Source organism: Acidobacteriota bacterium (genome assembly GCA_026393755.1).
In the GTDB taxonomy this organism is placed as follows: Bacteria; Acidobacteriota; Vicinamibacteria; order Vicinamibacterales; family JAKQTR01; genus JBAXOX01.
On record JAPKZO010000018.1, the window covers coordinates 105,498 to 122,473 of the forward strand.

General features: G+C 66.1%; 13 protein-coding genes. 8 read left to right on the plus strand and 5 right to left on the minus strand.

The window, feature by feature from the left end:
- Positions 1 to 38 precede the first annotated feature (38 nt).
- Positions 39 to 1,052: a DUF72 domain-containing protein gene (locus NTV05_06825; protein MCX6544115.1), complete on the plus strand. Its 1,014-nt coding sequence runs from the start codon at positions 39 to 41 to the stop codon at positions 1,050 to 1,052.
- 80 nt (positions 1,053 to 1,132) lie between these two features.
- On the opposite strand, the gene NTV05_06830 is transcribed toward NTV05_06825, so the two are convergent.
- The 3 genes from NTV05_06830 to NTV05_06840 all read right to left on the minus strand — a co-directional run bounded on the left by NTV05_06830 (position 1,133) and on the right by NTV05_06840 (position 7,067).
- On the minus strand, positions 1,133 to 2,359 hold the full coding sequence (locus NTV05_06830) for a hypothetical protein (protein ID MCX6544116.1): 1,227 nt from the start codon (positions 2,357 to 2,359) through the stop codon (positions 1,133 to 1,135).
- 131 nt (positions 2,360 to 2,490) lie between these two features.
- A complete protein-coding gene (locus NTV05_06835; GenBank protein MCX6544117.1) occupies positions 2,491 to 5,727 on the minus strand; it encodes an efflux RND transporter permease subunit in 3,237 nt (1,078 codons plus the stop codon).
- On the minus strand, positions 5,724 to 7,067 hold the full coding sequence (locus NTV05_06840; protein MCX6544118.1) for an efflux RND transporter periplasmic adaptor subunit: 1,344 nt from the start codon (positions 7,065 to 7,067) through the stop codon (positions 5,724 to 5,726). The genes NTV05_06835 and NTV05_06840 overlap by 4 nt, the downstream gene beginning before the upstream one ends.
- Before the next feature lie 355 nt (positions 7,068 to 7,422).
- Between NTV05_06840 and NTV05_06845 the strand changes: the two genes are divergently transcribed.
- The 3 genes from NTV05_06845 (at position 7,423) to NTV05_06855 (ending at position 11,690) form a co-directional block, all read left to right on the plus strand.
- On the plus strand, positions 7,423 to 8,700 hold the full coding sequence (locus NTV05_06845; GenBank protein MCX6544119.1) for a peptide MFS transporter: 1,278 nt from the start codon (positions 7,423 to 7,425) through the stop codon (positions 8,698 to 8,700).
- A 173-nt stretch (positions 8,701 to 8,873) separates the two neighbouring features.
- The gene (locus NTV05_06850) at positions 8,874 to 9,749 is read left to right on the plus strand and encodes a PEGA domain-containing protein (protein ID MCX6544120.1); all 876 of its coding nucleotides are present in this window, start codon (positions 8,874 to 8,876) and stop codon (positions 9,747 to 9,749) included.
- A 75-nt stretch (positions 9,750 to 9,824) separates the two neighbouring features.
- On the plus strand, positions 9,825 to 11,690 hold the full coding sequence (locus tag NTV05_06855; protein MCX6544121.1) for a hypothetical protein: 1,866 nt from the start codon (positions 9,825 to 9,827) through the stop codon (positions 11,688 to 11,690).
- Between the two features lie 40 nt (positions 11,691 to 11,730).
- On the opposite strand, the gene NTV05_06860 is transcribed toward NTV05_06855, so the two are convergent.
- Positions 11,731 to 13,095: a DEAD/DEAH box helicase gene (locus tag NTV05_06860; protein ID MCX6544122.1), complete on the minus strand. Its 1,365-nt coding sequence runs from the start codon at positions 13,093 to 13,095 to the stop codon at positions 11,731 to 11,733.
- 468 nt (positions 13,096 to 13,563) lie between these two features.
- Between NTV05_06860 and NTV05_06865 the strand changes: the two genes are divergently transcribed.
- The 3 genes from NTV05_06865 (at position 13,564) to NTV05_06875 (ending at position 16,369) form a co-directional block, all read left to right on the plus strand.
- Complete coding sequence (locus NTV05_06865; protein MCX6544123.1) at positions 13,564 to 13,764, plus strand: hypothetical protein; 201 nt, start codon at positions 13,564 to 13,566, stop codon at positions 13,762 to 13,764.
- Entirely contained in the window at positions 13,757 to 14,074 is a 318-nt protein-coding gene (locus NTV05_06870; protein ID MCX6544124.1) for a septum formation initiator family protein, read from the plus strand. Before NTV05_06865 ends, NTV05_06870 begins: the two co-directional genes overlap by 8 nt.
- Positions 14,075 to 14,215: 141 nt before the next feature.
- A complete protein-coding gene (locus NTV05_06875; GenBank protein MCX6544125.1) occupies positions 14,216 to 16,369 on the plus strand; it encodes an SEL1-like repeat protein in 2,154 nt (717 codons plus the stop codon).
- On the opposite strand, the gene NTV05_06880 is transcribed toward NTV05_06875, so the two are convergent.
- Positions 16,315 to 16,536: a hypothetical protein gene (locus tag NTV05_06880; GenBank protein MCX6544126.1), complete on the minus strand. Its 222-nt coding sequence runs from the start codon at positions 16,534 to 16,536 to the stop codon at positions 16,315 to 16,317. The two genes, NTV05_06875 and NTV05_06880, sit on opposite strands and share 55 nt — an antisense overlap.
- Before the next feature lie 176 nt (positions 16,537 to 16,712).
- Between NTV05_06880 and NTV05_06885 the strand changes: the two genes are divergently transcribed.
- Positions 16,713 to 16,952 (plus strand): hypothetical protein, encoded by a 240-nt coding sequence (locus tag NTV05_06885; protein MCX6544127.1) that lies wholly within the window; start codon positions 16,713 to 16,715, stop codon positions 16,950 to 16,952.
- Positions 16,953 to 16,976: the final 24 nt, after the last annotated feature.

Consider the following 16,976-nt stretch of genomic DNA (forward strand, 5'->3'; position numbering starts at 1 on the left):
AGTTGTCGCCGCCCCCCCGTCTGCGCCAGAATCGAGGGGTGACCGACGATCAACTCAGCCTGTTCGGGCACGATCCGGGCGGTCAGAAGCGCCGTGGGCGGGCTGCGGCCTGGCCCTCGCCGGGTTCAGCGCTCGAGCAGCGATACGAGCGGTTCCGCGTGCTGGCGGCCGGCCTTCCACCAAACCTCCACATGGGGACCAGTTCCTGGAGTTTCCCGGGATGGCAAGGCATCGTCTACGCACGCAAGCGCGCGGCGTCGGTCCTCGCCAAGGACGGGCTCCGGGAATACGCTCAGCACCCGCTGCTTCGCACCGTCGGAATCGACCGCAGCTACTACGCCCCGGTTCACGAACACGACCTGCTTCACTATGCGGAGCAGCTCCCGGAGGGCTTCCCGTGCTGTGCGAAAGCGCCCGCCGCGGTCACTGCGGCCACCCTGCAGGGGATGGGGCGCCACAGCGCCAATCCGGACTTCCTGTCGGTCGCGCGCGTGATGGCGGAACTGATAGAGCCGTTTTCGCGCGCGTTCTCGCGCCACTGCGGACCGTTCATCTTCCAGTTCTCGCCGCCGGCTGGCGCCAAACACACAGACGCCACACCGTTTATCGAGGCCCTCGATCGGTTTCTCGAACAACTGCCCGACCAGTTTCAGTATGCCGTCGAGATTCGAGACAAGTGGGCGCTGACTGATCCCTACAAGAACGTGCTGGCCAGGCACGGCTGCGCGCATGTGTACAACTACTGGTCGGCCATGCCGCTGCCTGGGGCGCAGACACGGACGGTTCCCCCCGAGAGCCAGCCGTTTGTGATGCTCCGGCTGCTGCTGCGGCCGGGTACGTGGTATGAAGATCAGCGGCAGGTGTTCGCGCCGTTCGACAAACTAGTCGAGCCCGACGAGATCATGCGGAAGGATGTGCTGGATATCGTTCGCCGTGCGGCCACTGGCAGTCGTCAGGTGTACCTGCTCGTCAACAACAAGGCGGAAGGCTCGTCTCCGCTGACCATCGAAGCGCTCGCCGAGCGGTTCGTCGCCGAACTCCACTCCCGCTAAACAAAATGGGCGGTGCATCGACGTGGAGTCGATGTACCGCCCGTGGTGATAGCCTTGGCGCGGCCCTCGGGCCGCTTCTCCTACCGGACGACCCAGCGCAGGCCGGCCCAGAACTGGTAGTTGTTCGAGATGTCGGACATCTTGTTGAGGAACAAGCGGCCCTCGCCCACGAAGTACAGCTTGCTGTGCTTCGTGTTGTTCCACATCTCCCGGCCGAACTGCACCGACGCGGTCGGCGAGACCCAGTCCGTGTGCGTCACGTCCCAGACGCCGAGGCCGGCTCCGATGTAGCTCTTCTGGTCCTTCGAGTAGACGTTGAGCTCGACTTCCGCGAACAGCGCGGTGTTGCTCGACTTCTCGAAGTTGATCGCGACGCCGGCTCCCGGGTTGATCTTCACGTTCGGGCCGACCTTGAGTTCCGCCCCGGCCTTGATGCCGGCCAGCGGCGAGCACACGGTGGTATCAACCGAGCTGGTCGTGCGGGTCCGGCGTTCCTTGCCGAACAGCCCCGACACGAAGAACTTCGCCTTCTCGAGGCGTTCGAACTCACGGCGTTCGGCCTCCGCCTTCTCCTTGGCGATCCGCTCGGCTTCCGCCCGTTCTTTCGCCAGCCGCTCGGCCGCGGCCTTCTCGGCGGCCAGGCGGTCGGCTTCGGCCTTTTCGCGTGCCCGGCGTTCGGCCTCGAGGCGAGCCTTCTCGGCCGCGGCCTTCTCGGCGGCCAGCCGGTCGGCTTCGGCCTTCTCCCTCGCCGCGCGCTCCGCATCGAGACGCGCCTTCTCACGGCTCGGCTCACTGGAGACGAGCGCGATGTTCGCGCACGGCTTCGGCACGATGAAGGTGTAGGTCTGGCTCATATCGTCGATGATGAACGAGAAGCCCGCGAACGGCTTCTTGCCCCCCCACTTCACGTTGCGCACGATGTCGGTCTTGCTGCCGCCACCGCGCCGGAACGCCATCCACACCATCGTGCTGCCGGGCTGGAATTCGGTCTCCGTCAACTGCGCCGGATCCGCCTTGGTCAGGATGTCGATGACGTTAGTGGTCAGCGAGGCCAACCCGGCCTTGTCGAACACCTGCTTGAGGCCGTCCTGGGTCCGCTTCTTGGCGATCCATTTCTGGACGGCGCTGGTGTCCTTTATCGGCTGGTCGAATCGGTTGACGCCGCCCAGCCTCGCGAGGGTCTTGTACTGATCCCCGCCCGCCTGGGCGGAAGCGTTGCTGGCGGCCAGCAGATCCATCGCGCCGGCGAGCACGACAATCAGCGCCAGCAGAATCAGAGTACGAGGAACGCAGAATTTTGAAAACATCGGAACGGTCTCCAAATGGGGGCAGTGCTGGCGGGACGTCCGACCGCTGGGGAGCCAGACCGGGCCGCCGTGTGAAAAGTCTCGCTAATTCTACAACGACTTGGCCCGGATTGGAGTGTAATTAGTTGGCGTCAGTCGGTCTGCGGCTCAGGTGTCGGCTGGGCGCCAGGCAGAACCTCCCTGGCGGCCCTGCGGCCAGCCAGGCGACTGAACAGCGCCTTGAGCACGTCGGTCGCTTTCACCTCGCGCAGGTCGTCGAAGTACGAGTAGACCACCGGCGTAATCAGCAACGTCAACAGCAGGCAGAGAATCTGGCCGCCGATGATCGTCACCGCCATCGACGCGCGGGAGCCCGATCCGGCGCCCCGGCCGAACGCGATCGGCAGCATGCCCGCGACGATTGACAGCGTCGTCATCAGGATGGGCCGCAGCCTGACGTGGTTGGCCGCCATCAGCGCCGCGTGGCGTTCCATGCCCTCGGCGCGCAGGGTGTTGGTGTAGTCCACCTGGAGGATCGAGTTCTTCTTGACGATGCCAAACAGCATCATCAGGCCGATGGCGCTGTAGACGTTGATCGTCATGCCGAACAGCATCAGGGTCAGGAGACCGGCCGGCAGGCTGAGCGGGAGCGCCGTCATGATGGTGAGCGGGTGGACGAAGCTGTTGAACTGCGACGCCAGCACCATGTAGATGAAGACGATCGACAGGATGATGACAAGCACGAAATCGCTGCCCGCCTCGCTCAGCGTCTTCGCGCTGCCGCCGAAGGTCACCTGATAGCCCGCCTTCAGATCCAGTTCGCCCACCTTCACGCGGGCCTGGCTGATGGCGTCGCCGAGCTTGATCTTCAACGGGTCCAGATTCGCGTTGACCGAGATCTGGCGCATCCGGTTGTAGCGATCGATGGAGGCCGGCGCATTGCCCAGGGCCAGCGTAGCCACCTCATTCACCCGCACCATGCGTCCACCGCTGGCAGGCACGACCAGGTCGCCCATCGCCTGCGGATCCTGCCGGAACTGGTCGTCGAGCCGCAGCGTCACGGAGTACTGCTCGTCGCCGTCCTTGAACTTGGACACTTCTTCGCCGCCGACCAGGGTCCGCAACGTCGATGAGATCGTATCCAGCGGCACGCCCATGTCCGCGGCGCGCTGCCGGTCGATCGTGATGCGCAGTTCGGGCTGTGTGGGCTCGAAGCTGGTGTCCGAGTCGGTGACGCCGTTGATTTCGCGGAGTTTGGCGAGCAGAGACGCGGCGCCGGGCATCTGGATCGTGCCCTTCAAATCGGCACCGGCGTAGGCGAGTTTCTGCAGTTCTTCGACGTCTGGTCCCTGGAGGATCAACGTCAGGCGGTTCGTGCTGCCGCCGCCTCCGCGCGGCCCGCCGCCGCTTGACGCGCCGGATATGTCGGTGCCGCCGGAGACGCTGGTCCGGGCGTTCCGGTACTTGCCAAGGACTCTCCGCGCGACCTGCATCAACTGCTGCTGCGACTGCGTGCGCTCGGTGATCGGCGTCAGCTGGACGGAGTAGTTTGCGCTGCCGTTCTGAATCGACACCATCATCGCGTCGAGGTTGTCCCCGAGCGCCTGCCGCAACTCGCCCTCGATCGGCGTCACGTACTGGAGCGTCCGATTGAAGCTGGTCCCTCTCGGCAGCCGCAGGTTCGCGCTGAACTCGCTCTGGTCGTCGTCGGGCACCAACTCCTTGCCGACGTACGGATAGAGCAACGCGGCCGACACTGCCACGCCGCCGGCGATGGCCAGCATGGTTCTGCGGTGCGCCAGCGACCACTCGAGCATCACGCCGTACTTCTTGTCCATCCACGCGTAGAACCCGCGCTGCTTGGTCTGTGTCTGGTGCCCCTGCCGGGCGTCTGCCGCCCGCAGGAAGTGCGCACAGAGCGCCGGCGTGAGCGTGAACGACACGAACATCGAGATCATGATGGCCGTGGCCGACGAGATCCCGAAGCTGTAGAAGTAGCGTCCGACCTGGCCCGTCATGAAGGCGACGGGCAGAAAGATGACCACCAGCGACAGCGTCGTCGCCATCACCGCGAGGCCGATCTCGCCGGTCGCCTTCATCGCGGCTTCCTTCGGCGAGACCCCCTTCTCCTCGATGTACCGGAAGATGTTCTCCAGCACCACGATGGCGTCGTCAATGACGATACCGGTCGCCAGCGACAGCGACAGCATCGTCATGTTGTTGAGCGTGAAGCCCAGCGCCTTCATGGCCGTGAACGTGCCGATGATCGAGGTCGGAATTGCCACGGCCGCGATCAGCGTGACCCGGATGTTCCGGATGAAGAAGAACACCACCAGCGCCGCGAACAACCCGCCCAGCACCAGGTGGAACTGAATCTCCTCGAACGACTTCCGGATGTAGCGGGACTGGTCGCGCGTGGTCTTGACGCTGATATCGGCTGGCAGGTTCAACTTGATGCGGTCGAGCCGCGCCAGCACCCGGTCCACCACCTCGACCGTATTGGTGCCGGACTGCTTGCGGATGGAGAGCGAGATGGCGTTCTCGCCCTGGGCGTCCTTGCCCATCGAGGCTTCCCACAACCGCGTCTGGCTGCGGACCTCCTCGTTCGAGTCGGTCACCCGCGCCACGTCACCCACCGTGACGACCGACCCCTCCTTGTACGCGAGCACAATCCTCTCGAAGTCACGCACATCGCGCAGCCGCCCCATCGTCCGCATCGAGATGTCCGCCGGCCCGGCCGTGAAGCTGCCGCCTGGTGTCTCGATGTTCTGCCGGCCGACCGCGCTGGCGACCTGAGCCGTGGTGATCGAATAGGCGTTGAGCCGGCTGGGGTTCAGCAGTACCCGGATCTCCCGCCGGCGGTTGCCCATCAGGCTGACTTCGCCGACGTCCTGCACCGTCTCGAGCACCTGCTTGATCTGCGTGTCCGCGATCTGCGTCAGTTCCTTCGGCGCTCGCTTGGCGTACACAACGATCGTGATGACTGGCGCCGAATCGGGATCCATCTTCGTGACGCTGGGCGGATCCGTGTCACGCGGAAAATGCACGCCCGCCACTTTGTCGCGCACATCCTGCGTGGCCGCCTCGATCTCGCGTTCCAGCACGAACGTGATTGAGCAGCGCGCGTTTCCCTGACTCGAGCTGCACCGCAATTCGTCGATGCCGTTGATCGTGTTGACGGCCGCCTCGATCGGCTTGGTGACCGTCGTCTCGATCTCCTCGGCGCTCGCCCCCGGCAGCGACGCGCTCACCGTCACGGTGGGGTAGTCGGTCTTCGGCATCAGGTCGAGGCCGAGTTGCCGGTACGAGAACCACCCCAGCACGATGAGCGCCGCGCTCATCATCACCGCAAAGACGGGACGCCGGACGCTGACATCCGCGAGTTTCATGACTCGCCTCCCGGCTGGCCGCCCTGGCCGCGCTGACCTCCGCGCCGACCGCCGCCCTGCCCGCGCCGGCCGCCGCCGCCACGTTGTCCGCCGCCCGCTTCGCCCGTGCCAATCTGCACGCTCGTGCCGGTCGCCAGCTCGTTGAGCCGGTTGTTAGCCAGCGTTTCGTCACCCTTAAGCCCGTCGACGACTTCCCAGAGATTGCCTTGGCGGACGCCCAGCGTAATCTGCTGCTGGGTGATTCGGCCGTCCTGGACGACGTACACCGACGAGACACCCGCCAGCGTGGACACCGCCGTCTCAGGCACCGCCAGCACGCCCTCGTCCTTCTTGGTCAGGATGACGCCCTTGGCGAAGAACCCTGGCTTGAGCCGCTGATCGGCGTTGTCCACCAGCGCTTCCACCGTGAAGGTCCTCATGGTCTGATCCAGTGAGGGACTCACGTACGCCACCTTCCCGCCGAAGACAGTGTCGCCATACGACTCGACGCGGAACTGGACCTCCTGCCCGGGTCGGATCGTGCCCGCATGCTTCTCCTGCGCGCCCGTGCGCACCTTCAGCGGGTTCACCCGGACGATCGTCGCGACAATAGTCCGCTCGCCGATGAACTCGCCGGCCTGCACGGGCCGGTCGGCGACGATGCCCGAGAAGGGGGCGCGCACCACCGTGTCGTTGACCTTCTTGAGCGCCAGGTTGTAGGACGCCCGGCGATCCTGCAGCAGAGCCTTCTGGCCGCGAACCGTGTCGCTGGCCGACTGGTAGGCCGCCTCCGCCACCTTGAGCTTCGTGTCCGTCGCCTGCAACTCCGATGGGGCGAGCAGGCCCCGGCCAGCAAGGACTTTGGCGCGGTCCGCGCTGGCCTTGGCGTCCACGAAGGTCGCGTAGGCGTTGCGCGCGGACGCGACTTCGTCGTCTGGCGGCGGATTATCACTCTCCCCAAGCGGCCCCGTCATGCCCAACTGCGCCCGGGTCTGTCGCAGCGCGCTCTCCGCGCGATCGAGCGAGAGCGCGTATTCCCGCTTGTCCAGGACGACAAGCGGTCCGCCGGCGGCGACAATCGAGCCAATCTGAATCGGCACGTCGCGGATCACGCCGGCGGCCTCGCTGCTGACCTTCGCCTGGTCGATCGCCAGCAGCGTGCCAGAGAGTTCCACCTGCCGCTGGACGGCGATTCGCTGGACTTTTGTGACCCGGACCGCCACTGCCTCGCGCGACCCGCGCCCGCCTTGCGTGGTTGCGGGTTTCCTGTATTGAGTCCAGATCACCACCAGGCCCACTACGACCAGCAGACCAAGGGCCGCAAAAGACTTCGGATATCGGGCGATAGGAAGACGTGCCATGTTGTAATGACTGCGGAAGATCGTTAAGTGCCCTGGTTGCCGGGGACATCCCGGACTCACGCGGTGGCCGAAGGGCGCTGCCACGACAGGACAGGACAGACCACACCCCTCCCGACCACCTACGATATACGACTCACTGAACCAGGTGTTTACAGGCGCCCGAGGAGGCGGTCTGGAGACGTCAGCTGGAGACGTCAGGAGTGATTCCAGGGCGGAACCGTGCGACAATGCCGTTCGCCTTGTGCTTCGACTCGCCATGACGGTTGGGTACTGGCTCGAGGTCATCCGCCGAGAAGCGCTCGCTCAGCACGTGGTCCTGAGTGATCGACTCCGTCGGCGACCCAGGTAGCGCCCTATGACAACCGAACCGACCGCATCCCCGAACTCGGCCAGACACCCCGCAGGTCTCTATGTCCTGTTCTTTACCGAACTTTGGGAGCGCTACAGTTTCTACGCCCTGATGGCGCTGCTCACCCTCTACATGGATGAGTACCTGCGGTTTCCGCAGGCCAAGACCGCCCAGGTCTATGGCGCCTTTCTCGGGGCGGTGTACTTCCTGCCGCTGGTCGGCGGGTTCCTGGCGGATCGCTGGATCGGCTTCTACCGCGCCGTCATCATCGGGGCGGTGCTGATGGGGCTCGGCCAGTTCGTCCTGGCGACCGGCGGCGGCCCGACATTCTTCCTGGCCCTCGCCTTGATCGCCGGCGGCACCGGGATGCTCAAGCCGAACGTCTCGACGATTGTCGGCGGCCTGTACACCGATCGGCCCCAATTGCGGGATGCGGCATTCAACATCTTCTATATGGGGATCAACACCGGCGCGTTCATCGCGCCGCTCGTGGTGGCGTGGCTGCGGGAACACTACGGGTGGAGCGCGGCCTTCATGTCCGCGGCCGTGGCGATGATCCTGGCAGTGGTGGTGTTCACGGCCGGCAAGCGCTACCTGCCGGCCGGCGCACAGAAGACGAACACGGCGGCCGCCGCCGCCGATGGACCCTCCTCCGACGCGTTTCTGCGCATCGTCGCGCTGCTGGTCGTTTTCGTCATCGTGATTGCCTTCTGGGTGGCGTTCTATCAGAACGGACTCACGCTCACGTTCTGGGCGAAGAACAACACGGCCACGTCGATTCCTCCCGAGACGTTCCAATTCGTCAATCCGCTCGGCATCATCCTCTTCTCGCCGCTGCTCGTCATGCTGTGGAGCGCGCTCCGGCGGCGCAACAGCGAGCCGTCGACGGTCAGCAAGATCATTCTCGGCATGTTGCTGACGGCCGCGACATTCGGGATCATGGCCGTGGCGGGCCTGGTCGGCGGCGACACCGGCCGCGTTTCGCCGAGCTGGCTGGTGTCGGCGTACCTGGTGATCGCGCTGGGCGAGATCTGCCTGAGCCCGATGGGATTGTCGCTGGTGACGAAGGTTGCTCCGGCCCGGCATCGCGCGACGATGATGGGCGCATGGTTCGTGGCGACCGCGGCGGGTGGGTACCTGGCGGGATTCGTCGGCCAGTATTGGGAGACGTTGGCGCACAGCCGCTTCTTCCTCCTGGTCGCGGGGCTCTGCCTGGTCGCGGCCGCGCTGACGGCGCTGGCCAAGACCAGGCTCGACAGAGTCTTCGCGAAAGCGGGCGCGTAGCAACCAGTGGTGAAGATCGAGACGGCCTGATAGAGGACGCCTGGTGTGGCTTGCAGAGGACGTTGCTCTCCGCGACCGCCATCAAGACCCGGAAGAAGTGGCCCAGTCTGCCGCGGGTCTGGTTGGCATCTTCGTTGCACGGAACCGAGCAGCGAAACTGTAAGGAGTGTCCGATGCGAATCAAGAGTCCCCTGATGGTCGTCCTGCTGATCGTGGCGGCGCTGGCCGTGTCGGCCCAGCCCTCCGAGGCCCAGGCGCGTCGATCGCGCGGCGGGCATGGCGGCGTTCGCGCCGGAGCGCACGTCGCGGCTGGCGTGGCCATTGGCGGCCTGTTGGGTTGGTATGTCGATTCGCGGTACGCCATGGGGGATGCACAGTGGTACCCGCCGTACGGCTATCAGCCGCGTGGACCCTATCCGCCGTACCGGTATCGGTTCGTGGACACGTCGGCGGAGGTGAGGGTTGACGTAAAGCCTTCGTCGGCCGAGGTGTACGTCGACGGCTACTTCGCGGGCAACGTGAGCGATTTCGACGGGTTCTTCGATCGCCTGTATCTGTCGGCTGGCGCACACGAGATCGTCGTGTACGAGGACGGGTTTCGAAGCCTCGTCCGCCGAATGTACTTCGCCCCTCGCTCGAGCCTGAGGATCCGCGGGACCCTCGAACGGCTGGGCCCGGGCGATCCGTTCGAACCGCGGCCCGTTCCGGCCGACGCGCCGCAAGGCATCGGCGACGAGCCCGCCGACGCCTATGCGCCTCCGCCTATGCGCGATGACCAGGCTCGGGGCCAGATGCCGCGCCGGCCGGCTGCCGAGGACGTGTCGCTGGGCCAGGTAACGGTCCGCGTGCAGCCGTTTGATGCCGATGTCGTCATTGACGGCGAGCTCTGGCAGCGCGCGCAGGGCCTCGATCGGCTCGTCGTCAGCCTGCCTGTCGGGCCTCACAGGATTGATGTCCGCAAGCCGGGCTTCGTGCCCTTCACCACGGAGGTCGCGGTCAAGGCTGGCGAGACCGTATCGCTGAACGTCAGCTTGAGCGATCGAAAGTAGGCCGACACAAGAGACCGAGGGGGCGGGCGTGATACGCTACGCGCGACACGGTGCCTCCAGAGTTCCTGTTCGGCCATGCCACACCCCTCGCAACGCGCCCGCGCCGCGGCTGACGACTTCCTGAAGGTTGCCGGCGACTTCAGCCTCGGCGAACTGGTGACCGAGTCGGCTCATCCCCGCTCAATCACCCTGAGTGACATCGCCAGAGCCAGCGTAGCCCGCGGCCTCGCGACGCTCTTTGACGTCGATCGCGACGTCGTCTCACGCTACGACGAGTGGTCGCGGTCTGGACAACCGGCCCGCATGGCCACGGCCGCCGTCGACGCGCTCGGTGCCGGCCACCGCCTGTTCTTGACGGGGTGCGGCGCGACCGGGCGTCTCAGCATTCAGCTCGACGCGATCTGGCGGTGTTTCTGGCAGGATCGCCGCACGCGAGGCCTGAACAGGCCCGATCCGGAGATCTGGGAAGATCGTACGCGCAGCGTGATGGCCGGTGGCGACTTCGCGCTGATCAAGTCGGTGGAGGGCTTCGAGGACTTCGCGCCCTTCGGCCGCAAGCAGATTGCGGATCTTGGCGTGGCGAAAGACGACGTGGTCTTCGCTATCACCGAAGGCGGCGAAACGTCGTTCGTCATCGGGACCGCGTGGCAGGGACTCGACGCCGGCGCACGAGTATTCTTCGTCTACAACAATCCCGACGCGGTGTTGCGTGCGCATGTGCGGCGCAGCCGGGAAGTGCTCGACGAGCCTCGCATCGAGAAGGTCAATCTGACGACGGGGCCGATGGCCATCACCGGATCCACGCGGATGCAGGCGACCAGCATTGAGCTGCTGGCCATGCTCACCGTGCTGGAGATGACGCTCCGGCACACGTTGTCGGACGCCGGGGCACTCGACTCGCGGCTGGGTCCGGCGGCAGAAGTGCCTGACCAGATGCGGCGCGCCCTGTCCGCGCTGCACACGGAACTGGCGAGCGAGCGGACGTGCACCTCGCTCGCACGCCTGGTCGAGATGGAAGAAGCCATCTACCGGACCGGCCGCCGAACGTCGTACTTCGCCGACGCGCTTGCGGTCGACGTGCTGACGGATACGACCGAGCGGAGCCCGACCTTCTGCACGCCGGCATTCCGCAAGTGGGATGACGCCGAGGCGGCCGAGTCGTGGGCGTTCCTGTTCGTGCCGGAGGCCACTACCGAGGCCGCGTGGCGCCGGGTGCTGCGGCGCGGGACGCAAACAATTGAGTGGACGCCCGAGGATCTGCGGGCGCTGCTCGATGAGGAAACCGCGGCCAGGCAGAGCCACGTGCTGAGCGCGATCAGTCGTGTCGAACTGATGCGGTTCCGCATCGGCCTCGACGGCCTGGCCTGCCGTCCCGCGCGGAGTGCCGACGGCGTGCTGGCCGTCGTGTCGGAGCCGGACCTGCCGCTGATCGAGAAGCCTGACGGGGCGTTCACCTCGGCGCTCGCCACCGCCAGAACTGCCGGAGCGACGACTGCGCTGATTGGCGTTGGGCGTCCGGCGATGATCGAACGTCTGGCTTCATCGGCTGCCTGCCGACAGGCAGACGTCGTGTTCACCCTGGCTGTGCCTGAGGCGCCGTTTCTCCTCGACCCGATGACGCGGGTGGGCGCCAAGATGCTGCTCAACGCGCTGTCGACCTGCACGATGGTGCGTCTTGGACGCGTGATCGGGAATCGGATGATCTGGGTCGTGCCGAGCAACCTCAAACTGATCGATCGGTCGACACGGTACATCCGCGATCTGGCGGGTGTCTCGTACGAGGACGCGTGCTGTGCGCTCTTCGACGTCATCGACTACATCGAGCCTCGTCGGCGAGCCGGGCAGGTCTACCCGGCGCCGGTCGGCGTGGCCACCATGCGCCTGCGCTACGATCTCGGCCTGCCCGAGGCCGAAGCTCGACTGGCGGACGAGCTAGTGTGACGTCGGCGCGCGTGCGTCCGATCAATCACTCCCGGAGTGATTACCGCTGGCGGCCGCGTCCTCCGGGATGACGCGACGGTCCGCCGGAGCCAGACGGGCCAGGTCGTGGGCCGCCGGGCGCGAGCGGTCCCCGCCCAGGCCATCCAGGCCGCGCGTGTGAACTGACACCGTGGCCCGGACGGGCGTTGGTCCGCGGCCCCGATTGGCCGCGGGGCCTCCTGGCGGCGCGCATCGCGGCGAGGCGTTCGGCCAGGGGAATCTCGAGTCGCTCCTTCGCCACCGCGTTGTAGTCGAAATCGGGGACAGTGACGCGTGGCAGGCGTTTGCCAATCGCCTGCTCGATCCGACGCAGATCGGGTTCATCCTCGCGCGAGACGAACGTGAAGGCATCGCCGACCGCATCGGCCCGCCCTGTCCGGCCGACGCGATGGATGTAGTCGTCGGGCACCTTGGGCACGTCGAAATTCACCACGTGCCCGAGTTCCTGCACGTCAATCCCGCGTGCCGCGATGTCGGTGGCCACCAGGACGCGGTGCCTGCCGCTCTTGAACCCGGCCAGCGCCGCAGTCCGCTGCCCTTGGGATCGATTCCCGTGAATCCGTTCCGCCGAGACGCCGCGCTGGACGAGATAGTCGGCCAGGCGATTGGCCCGGTGCTTGGTGCGCGTGAAGACCAGCGCGTCCTGAATGTCACCGCGCTGGAGCAGCGCGACCAGGAGCGCCGACTTCAGGTGCTGCTGCACCGGGTACACCGCGTGTGTAATGCCGATCGCCGGCGCCTGTTTTCGCTCGAGCTGGATGGTTGCTGGCGACCGCAGCAGTTCGTGCGCGAGCGAGAGAATCGGCGCGGGCATCGTGGCGCTGAAGAACAACGTCTGCCGGCGCGTTGGCAGAAGGCGGAGGATGCGTCGGATGTCGGGCAGAAATCCCATGTCGAGCATCCGATCCGCCTCGTCGAGCACGAGGTACTCGAGACCGGCGAGCTTGGCGTACGGGTGCCGCGTGTGATCGAGCAGCCGTCCAGGCGTGGCGATGAGCACGTCGACCCCGCTGCGGAACGCATGTTCCTGCGGTCCCATGCCGAGGCCGCCGATGATGGCCGCGCCCGTCACCGGCGTATGGACCGCCAGATCGTTGAGCGCCTCGAGAATCTGCACCGCCAGTTCTCGCGTCGGCGTGAGCACCAGCGCGCGAGTCGTCTTGCGCGGCCGGCCGATCAGGCCGCTGATCACCGGGAGCAGGAACGCGGCGGTCTTCCCGCTGCCGGTCATGGCACAGGCCAGGATGTCCTGCCCAGCCAGCGCAGGAGGAATCGCCTCGGCCTGCACCGGCGTCGGGCGCGTGTAGCCGAGTTCCTTGATCGCCTTGAGCAGAGTGGGGTCCAGTTTCAGGCTGCTGAATGGCACGACAGGGTCCTTCCTAGACCTCTCCTATGAAATTCATCTCACCGAACGAAGCAAGTTCTCGTCACCCCGGCGCAAGCCGGGGTCCAGAGAGGTACACGGCTGGATTCCGGCGTTCGCCGGAATGACGACATGGAGGGCACTTGCCTGAGGCAGATTGTCCGCATCAGCAATCGGCGGATCGAGGCGACGGTCCGCCGTCTCCGAGTGTGATCAAGCATGCCACACGGCGGCCACTGTGGCCTAACTTCGTGGCGCCTGCGCCGAGTCCGGGCCGGTTGGCTCAAGCAGTTTCCGTGGAACCCCGACCTGTACAACCCGGTGCCGCAGGCTGATAGTGAGGCCTCAGGCTGACGCTGAGGCCGAAGACTGTGGTTCCTCCCGGACGAGCGTAAAACCGTAAATACATAATCACAGATATCCGGATATACATATTGACGGCAATAAGCAAACCCGCTATTCTGTCGCCGCATGAGCCCACGGCGAAGCCGGGAGAAATCGACCGTCAATCAGCGGCGCGGGGTCAAGACCACCGTTGAATTGCCTGAGGCTGTGTGGCGGGCTGCCAAGATCCGCGCGGTCGAGGACTACACAGACCTGCGGACCATCGTGATCACGGCCCTTGTCGCCTACCTGCACGTGTCTTCCTCGTCAGGGGGCCAGCGTGGCTAGCGCGCAGGCGCGAGGCAGGACCGGTGCCGCGAAGCGGCTGCTGTTACTGATGAGCATCGCGGTCGTGGCGTTTGTCCTGCTGGTCGGCGTGCCCGAGTATTTCAGCCTGGTGGACTCGCGTGATCGGGCCCGCACGCTGGCCATCGAGATCGCCCGGCGCCGTCAGGACAACGCGGCACTTCGCGAGCAGGTGCGACGCCTGAGAGAAGACCCCGCCGCCATCGAGGATGTGGCCAGGCGCGAACTGGGAATGGTCCGCCGCGGTGAAATCCTGTTCATCATCAAGGACGTCCCGAAGCCCAAGTCCTGATCCACGCCATACGGCGCCATCGGGTTCGCCTGCGGTGTCTCCATCCCTACCGCGTTTCCGGGTCATCGACCGTCGCGGAGATTCTGACAGGTCATCTTCGGGTACACTCTGAGCAGACGGCGGTAGCCAGACGGAGAAGCCGTGCCATCCGACCCAACCGAACAAATCGCCGACAGCGACAAACTGAAGCACCTGCGTACACGCGCCGAGCAGGGCGACGCGAATGCTCAGTTCGCCCTTGGCGTGCAGTACGCCGGTGGCCGCGAAGTGCGGCAGGACGACGAAGAAGCGGCCGTCTGGTATCACAAGGCCGCCACCCAGGGGCACGCGGGGGCGCAAAACGATCTCGGCCGGATGTATTTCTACGGCCGTGGAGTGACGCACGACGACGCCCAGGCTGGCGCCTGGACGCTCAAAGCCGCCGAACAGGGCGACGCGGATGCCCAGTTTCACATTGGTGTGATGCGCGACCGCGGACAGGGCGTGGCCGACGACGTTGCACAAGCGATTGCATGGTACCGACGCGCCGCTGACCAGGGGCACGCCGAAGCGCAGTACGTCATCGCCAGGGCGCACGACAAAGGACACGAGGCTCCCGAAGAAGACGCCCAGGTGGCGGCGTGGTATCGCCAAGCTGCCGACCAGGGGCATGTCGGGGCTCAGCACGCCCTCGGTCAGATGTACTTCACCGGTCGCGGCGTGTCACGCGACGACAACCAGGCCTTGGCATGGACCCTGAAAGCCGCCGAGCAGGGCTGCGCCGAAGCTCAGTACGTCCTTGGTCGGATGTACGACATGCGAGAGGGCGATCCGGACGAAGACACGGCGGCGGCGGAGTGGTATCGCCAGGCCGCCGACCAGGGGCATGCCGAGGCACAGTTCGCGCTTGGTCAGATGTACTTCAGCGGTCGTGGCGTGCCGGCCGACGACACGCAGGCGGTGGCATGGACCCTGAAAGCCGCCGAGCAGGGCTGCGCCGAAGCCCAGTACACGCTGGGAGGGCTGTACGACAAGGGACATAGGGTACCGGAAGACGGGGCGCTGGCGGCCGAATGGTATCGCAAGGCGGCCGAGCAAGGACATGTCGAGGCGCAGTTCCGGCTGGGCCTCGCGTACGACCGCGGCGAGAGCGTGGAGCAAGACGACGAGGAGGCGGTGGCGTGGTATCGCAAGGCGGCCGAGCAGGGACACGCCGAGGCGGAGAACCGTCTTGGGCGCATGTACCTCGGCGGTCGAGCAGTATCAAGTAACGCCGCTCAGGCCATGAGATGGACGCGGAAGGCCGCGGAGGATGGCGAAGCGGAGGCGCAGTTCCGGCTGGGCCTCGCGTACGACTCCGGCCAAGGCGTGGCGCAGGAGGACGGGGAAGCGGCGGCGTGGTATCGCAAGGCGGCCGAGCAGGGACACGCCGAGGCGGAGAACCGTCTTGGGCGCATGTACCTCGACGGTCGAGCAGTGTCAGGTGACGCCGCTCAGGCCGTGAGATGGACGCGGAAGGCCGCGGAGCTTGGCGAAGCGGAGGCGCAGTTCCGGCTGGGCCTCGCGTACGACTCCGGCCAAGGCGTGGCGAAGGACGACGGGGAAGCGGCGGCGTGGTATCGCCGGGCGGCCGAGCAGGGACACCTCGAAGCGCAGCTCCGCCTTGCTCTCGCGTACGCCGAGGGCGAGGGCGTGGCGCAAGACGACGAGGAAGCGGCGGCGTGGTATCGCAAGGCCGCCGAGCAGGGAGATGCCCCGGCCCAGTACATCCTGGGCGTGATGCTCGAGCACGGCCAGGGAGTCGCTCGGCACAGCGCGGAAGCAGCGGCGTGGTATCGCCGGGCTGCCGAGCAGGAGCACGCCGACGCGCAGTTCTCTCTTGGTCTGATGTGTGATCGAGGCCAGGGCGTCGCGCAGGACGACGCCGAAGCCGCGGTCTGGTTTCGCAAGGCCGCCGAGCAAGGGCATGCCGAGGCGCAGTTCTACGTTGGTCTGGCGTACGACCGGGGCTGCGGCGTCGAGCGAGACGATGAAGAGGCGATGGCGTGGTATCGCAAGGCTGCCGAGCGGGGAATCGTGAGGGCGCAGAGCGTCCTTGGTGCGCGGTACACACACGGCAGGGGCGTCGTGACCGATCTTGTCGAGGCGCTCAAGTGGATGAGTCTCGCTGCGTCGCGGGCGGCGGCTGACGAGCACACGCGCTACGCCCCGCGTCGTGATGCCCTCGCCAGGCGGCTGACGCCGCCGCAAGTGCAGGAAGCTCAGAAGCGGGCGCAGGAGTGGGCCGAAGCGCTCGAGCGCAGGGACACGCCGTAGCCGGAGCACACCCGCGGCGCGTTTTTGGGCGTGGCGTCCACCCAGACGTCCAGATCGCCGGTCGCTCGCGGCCGTCCATGAATCGCCAGAGCGTAGGCGCCGACGATCAGGAAGCGGACGTCATGCGCGGCGAACGCTCGCAACAGATCGACAAGATCCTGATTCATCGCGAAACTCACCTCGCCACCGCCAGAGCTCCACGCTCAGCCGCCAGACTTGGAGGAGGCGGTCGGCGGGGGATAAGGCCAACCAATACTCGAGGTCGTGTCGGTCCGCTCCAGCCGCCGAGGCGAACCGCCGCACCGTGATGGGGCGTCTATGCGAAGCGGCAGCGCTCGTGTCCATGCATCGCATTGCACTGGAACCCGTGCCCGAGAAGCGCGCCGCAGGCACGCTTGAAGACCTGCTCGACGGCTATCCAAGGATTACGCGGGAGGATGTCCACGCAGCAAGCCAATTTGCTGCCGACACGCTTGCCCACGAGGAAGTGGTCTTTCGCCCCACTGGCGCTGAACGCTTGTCTTTTTCAACGACCTCGACCGACGGTTCCCAGCGGCTTGCTGGGCCGCGCGGTGTCCAGTGACCCGATGTCTCCGGAATAGACCCA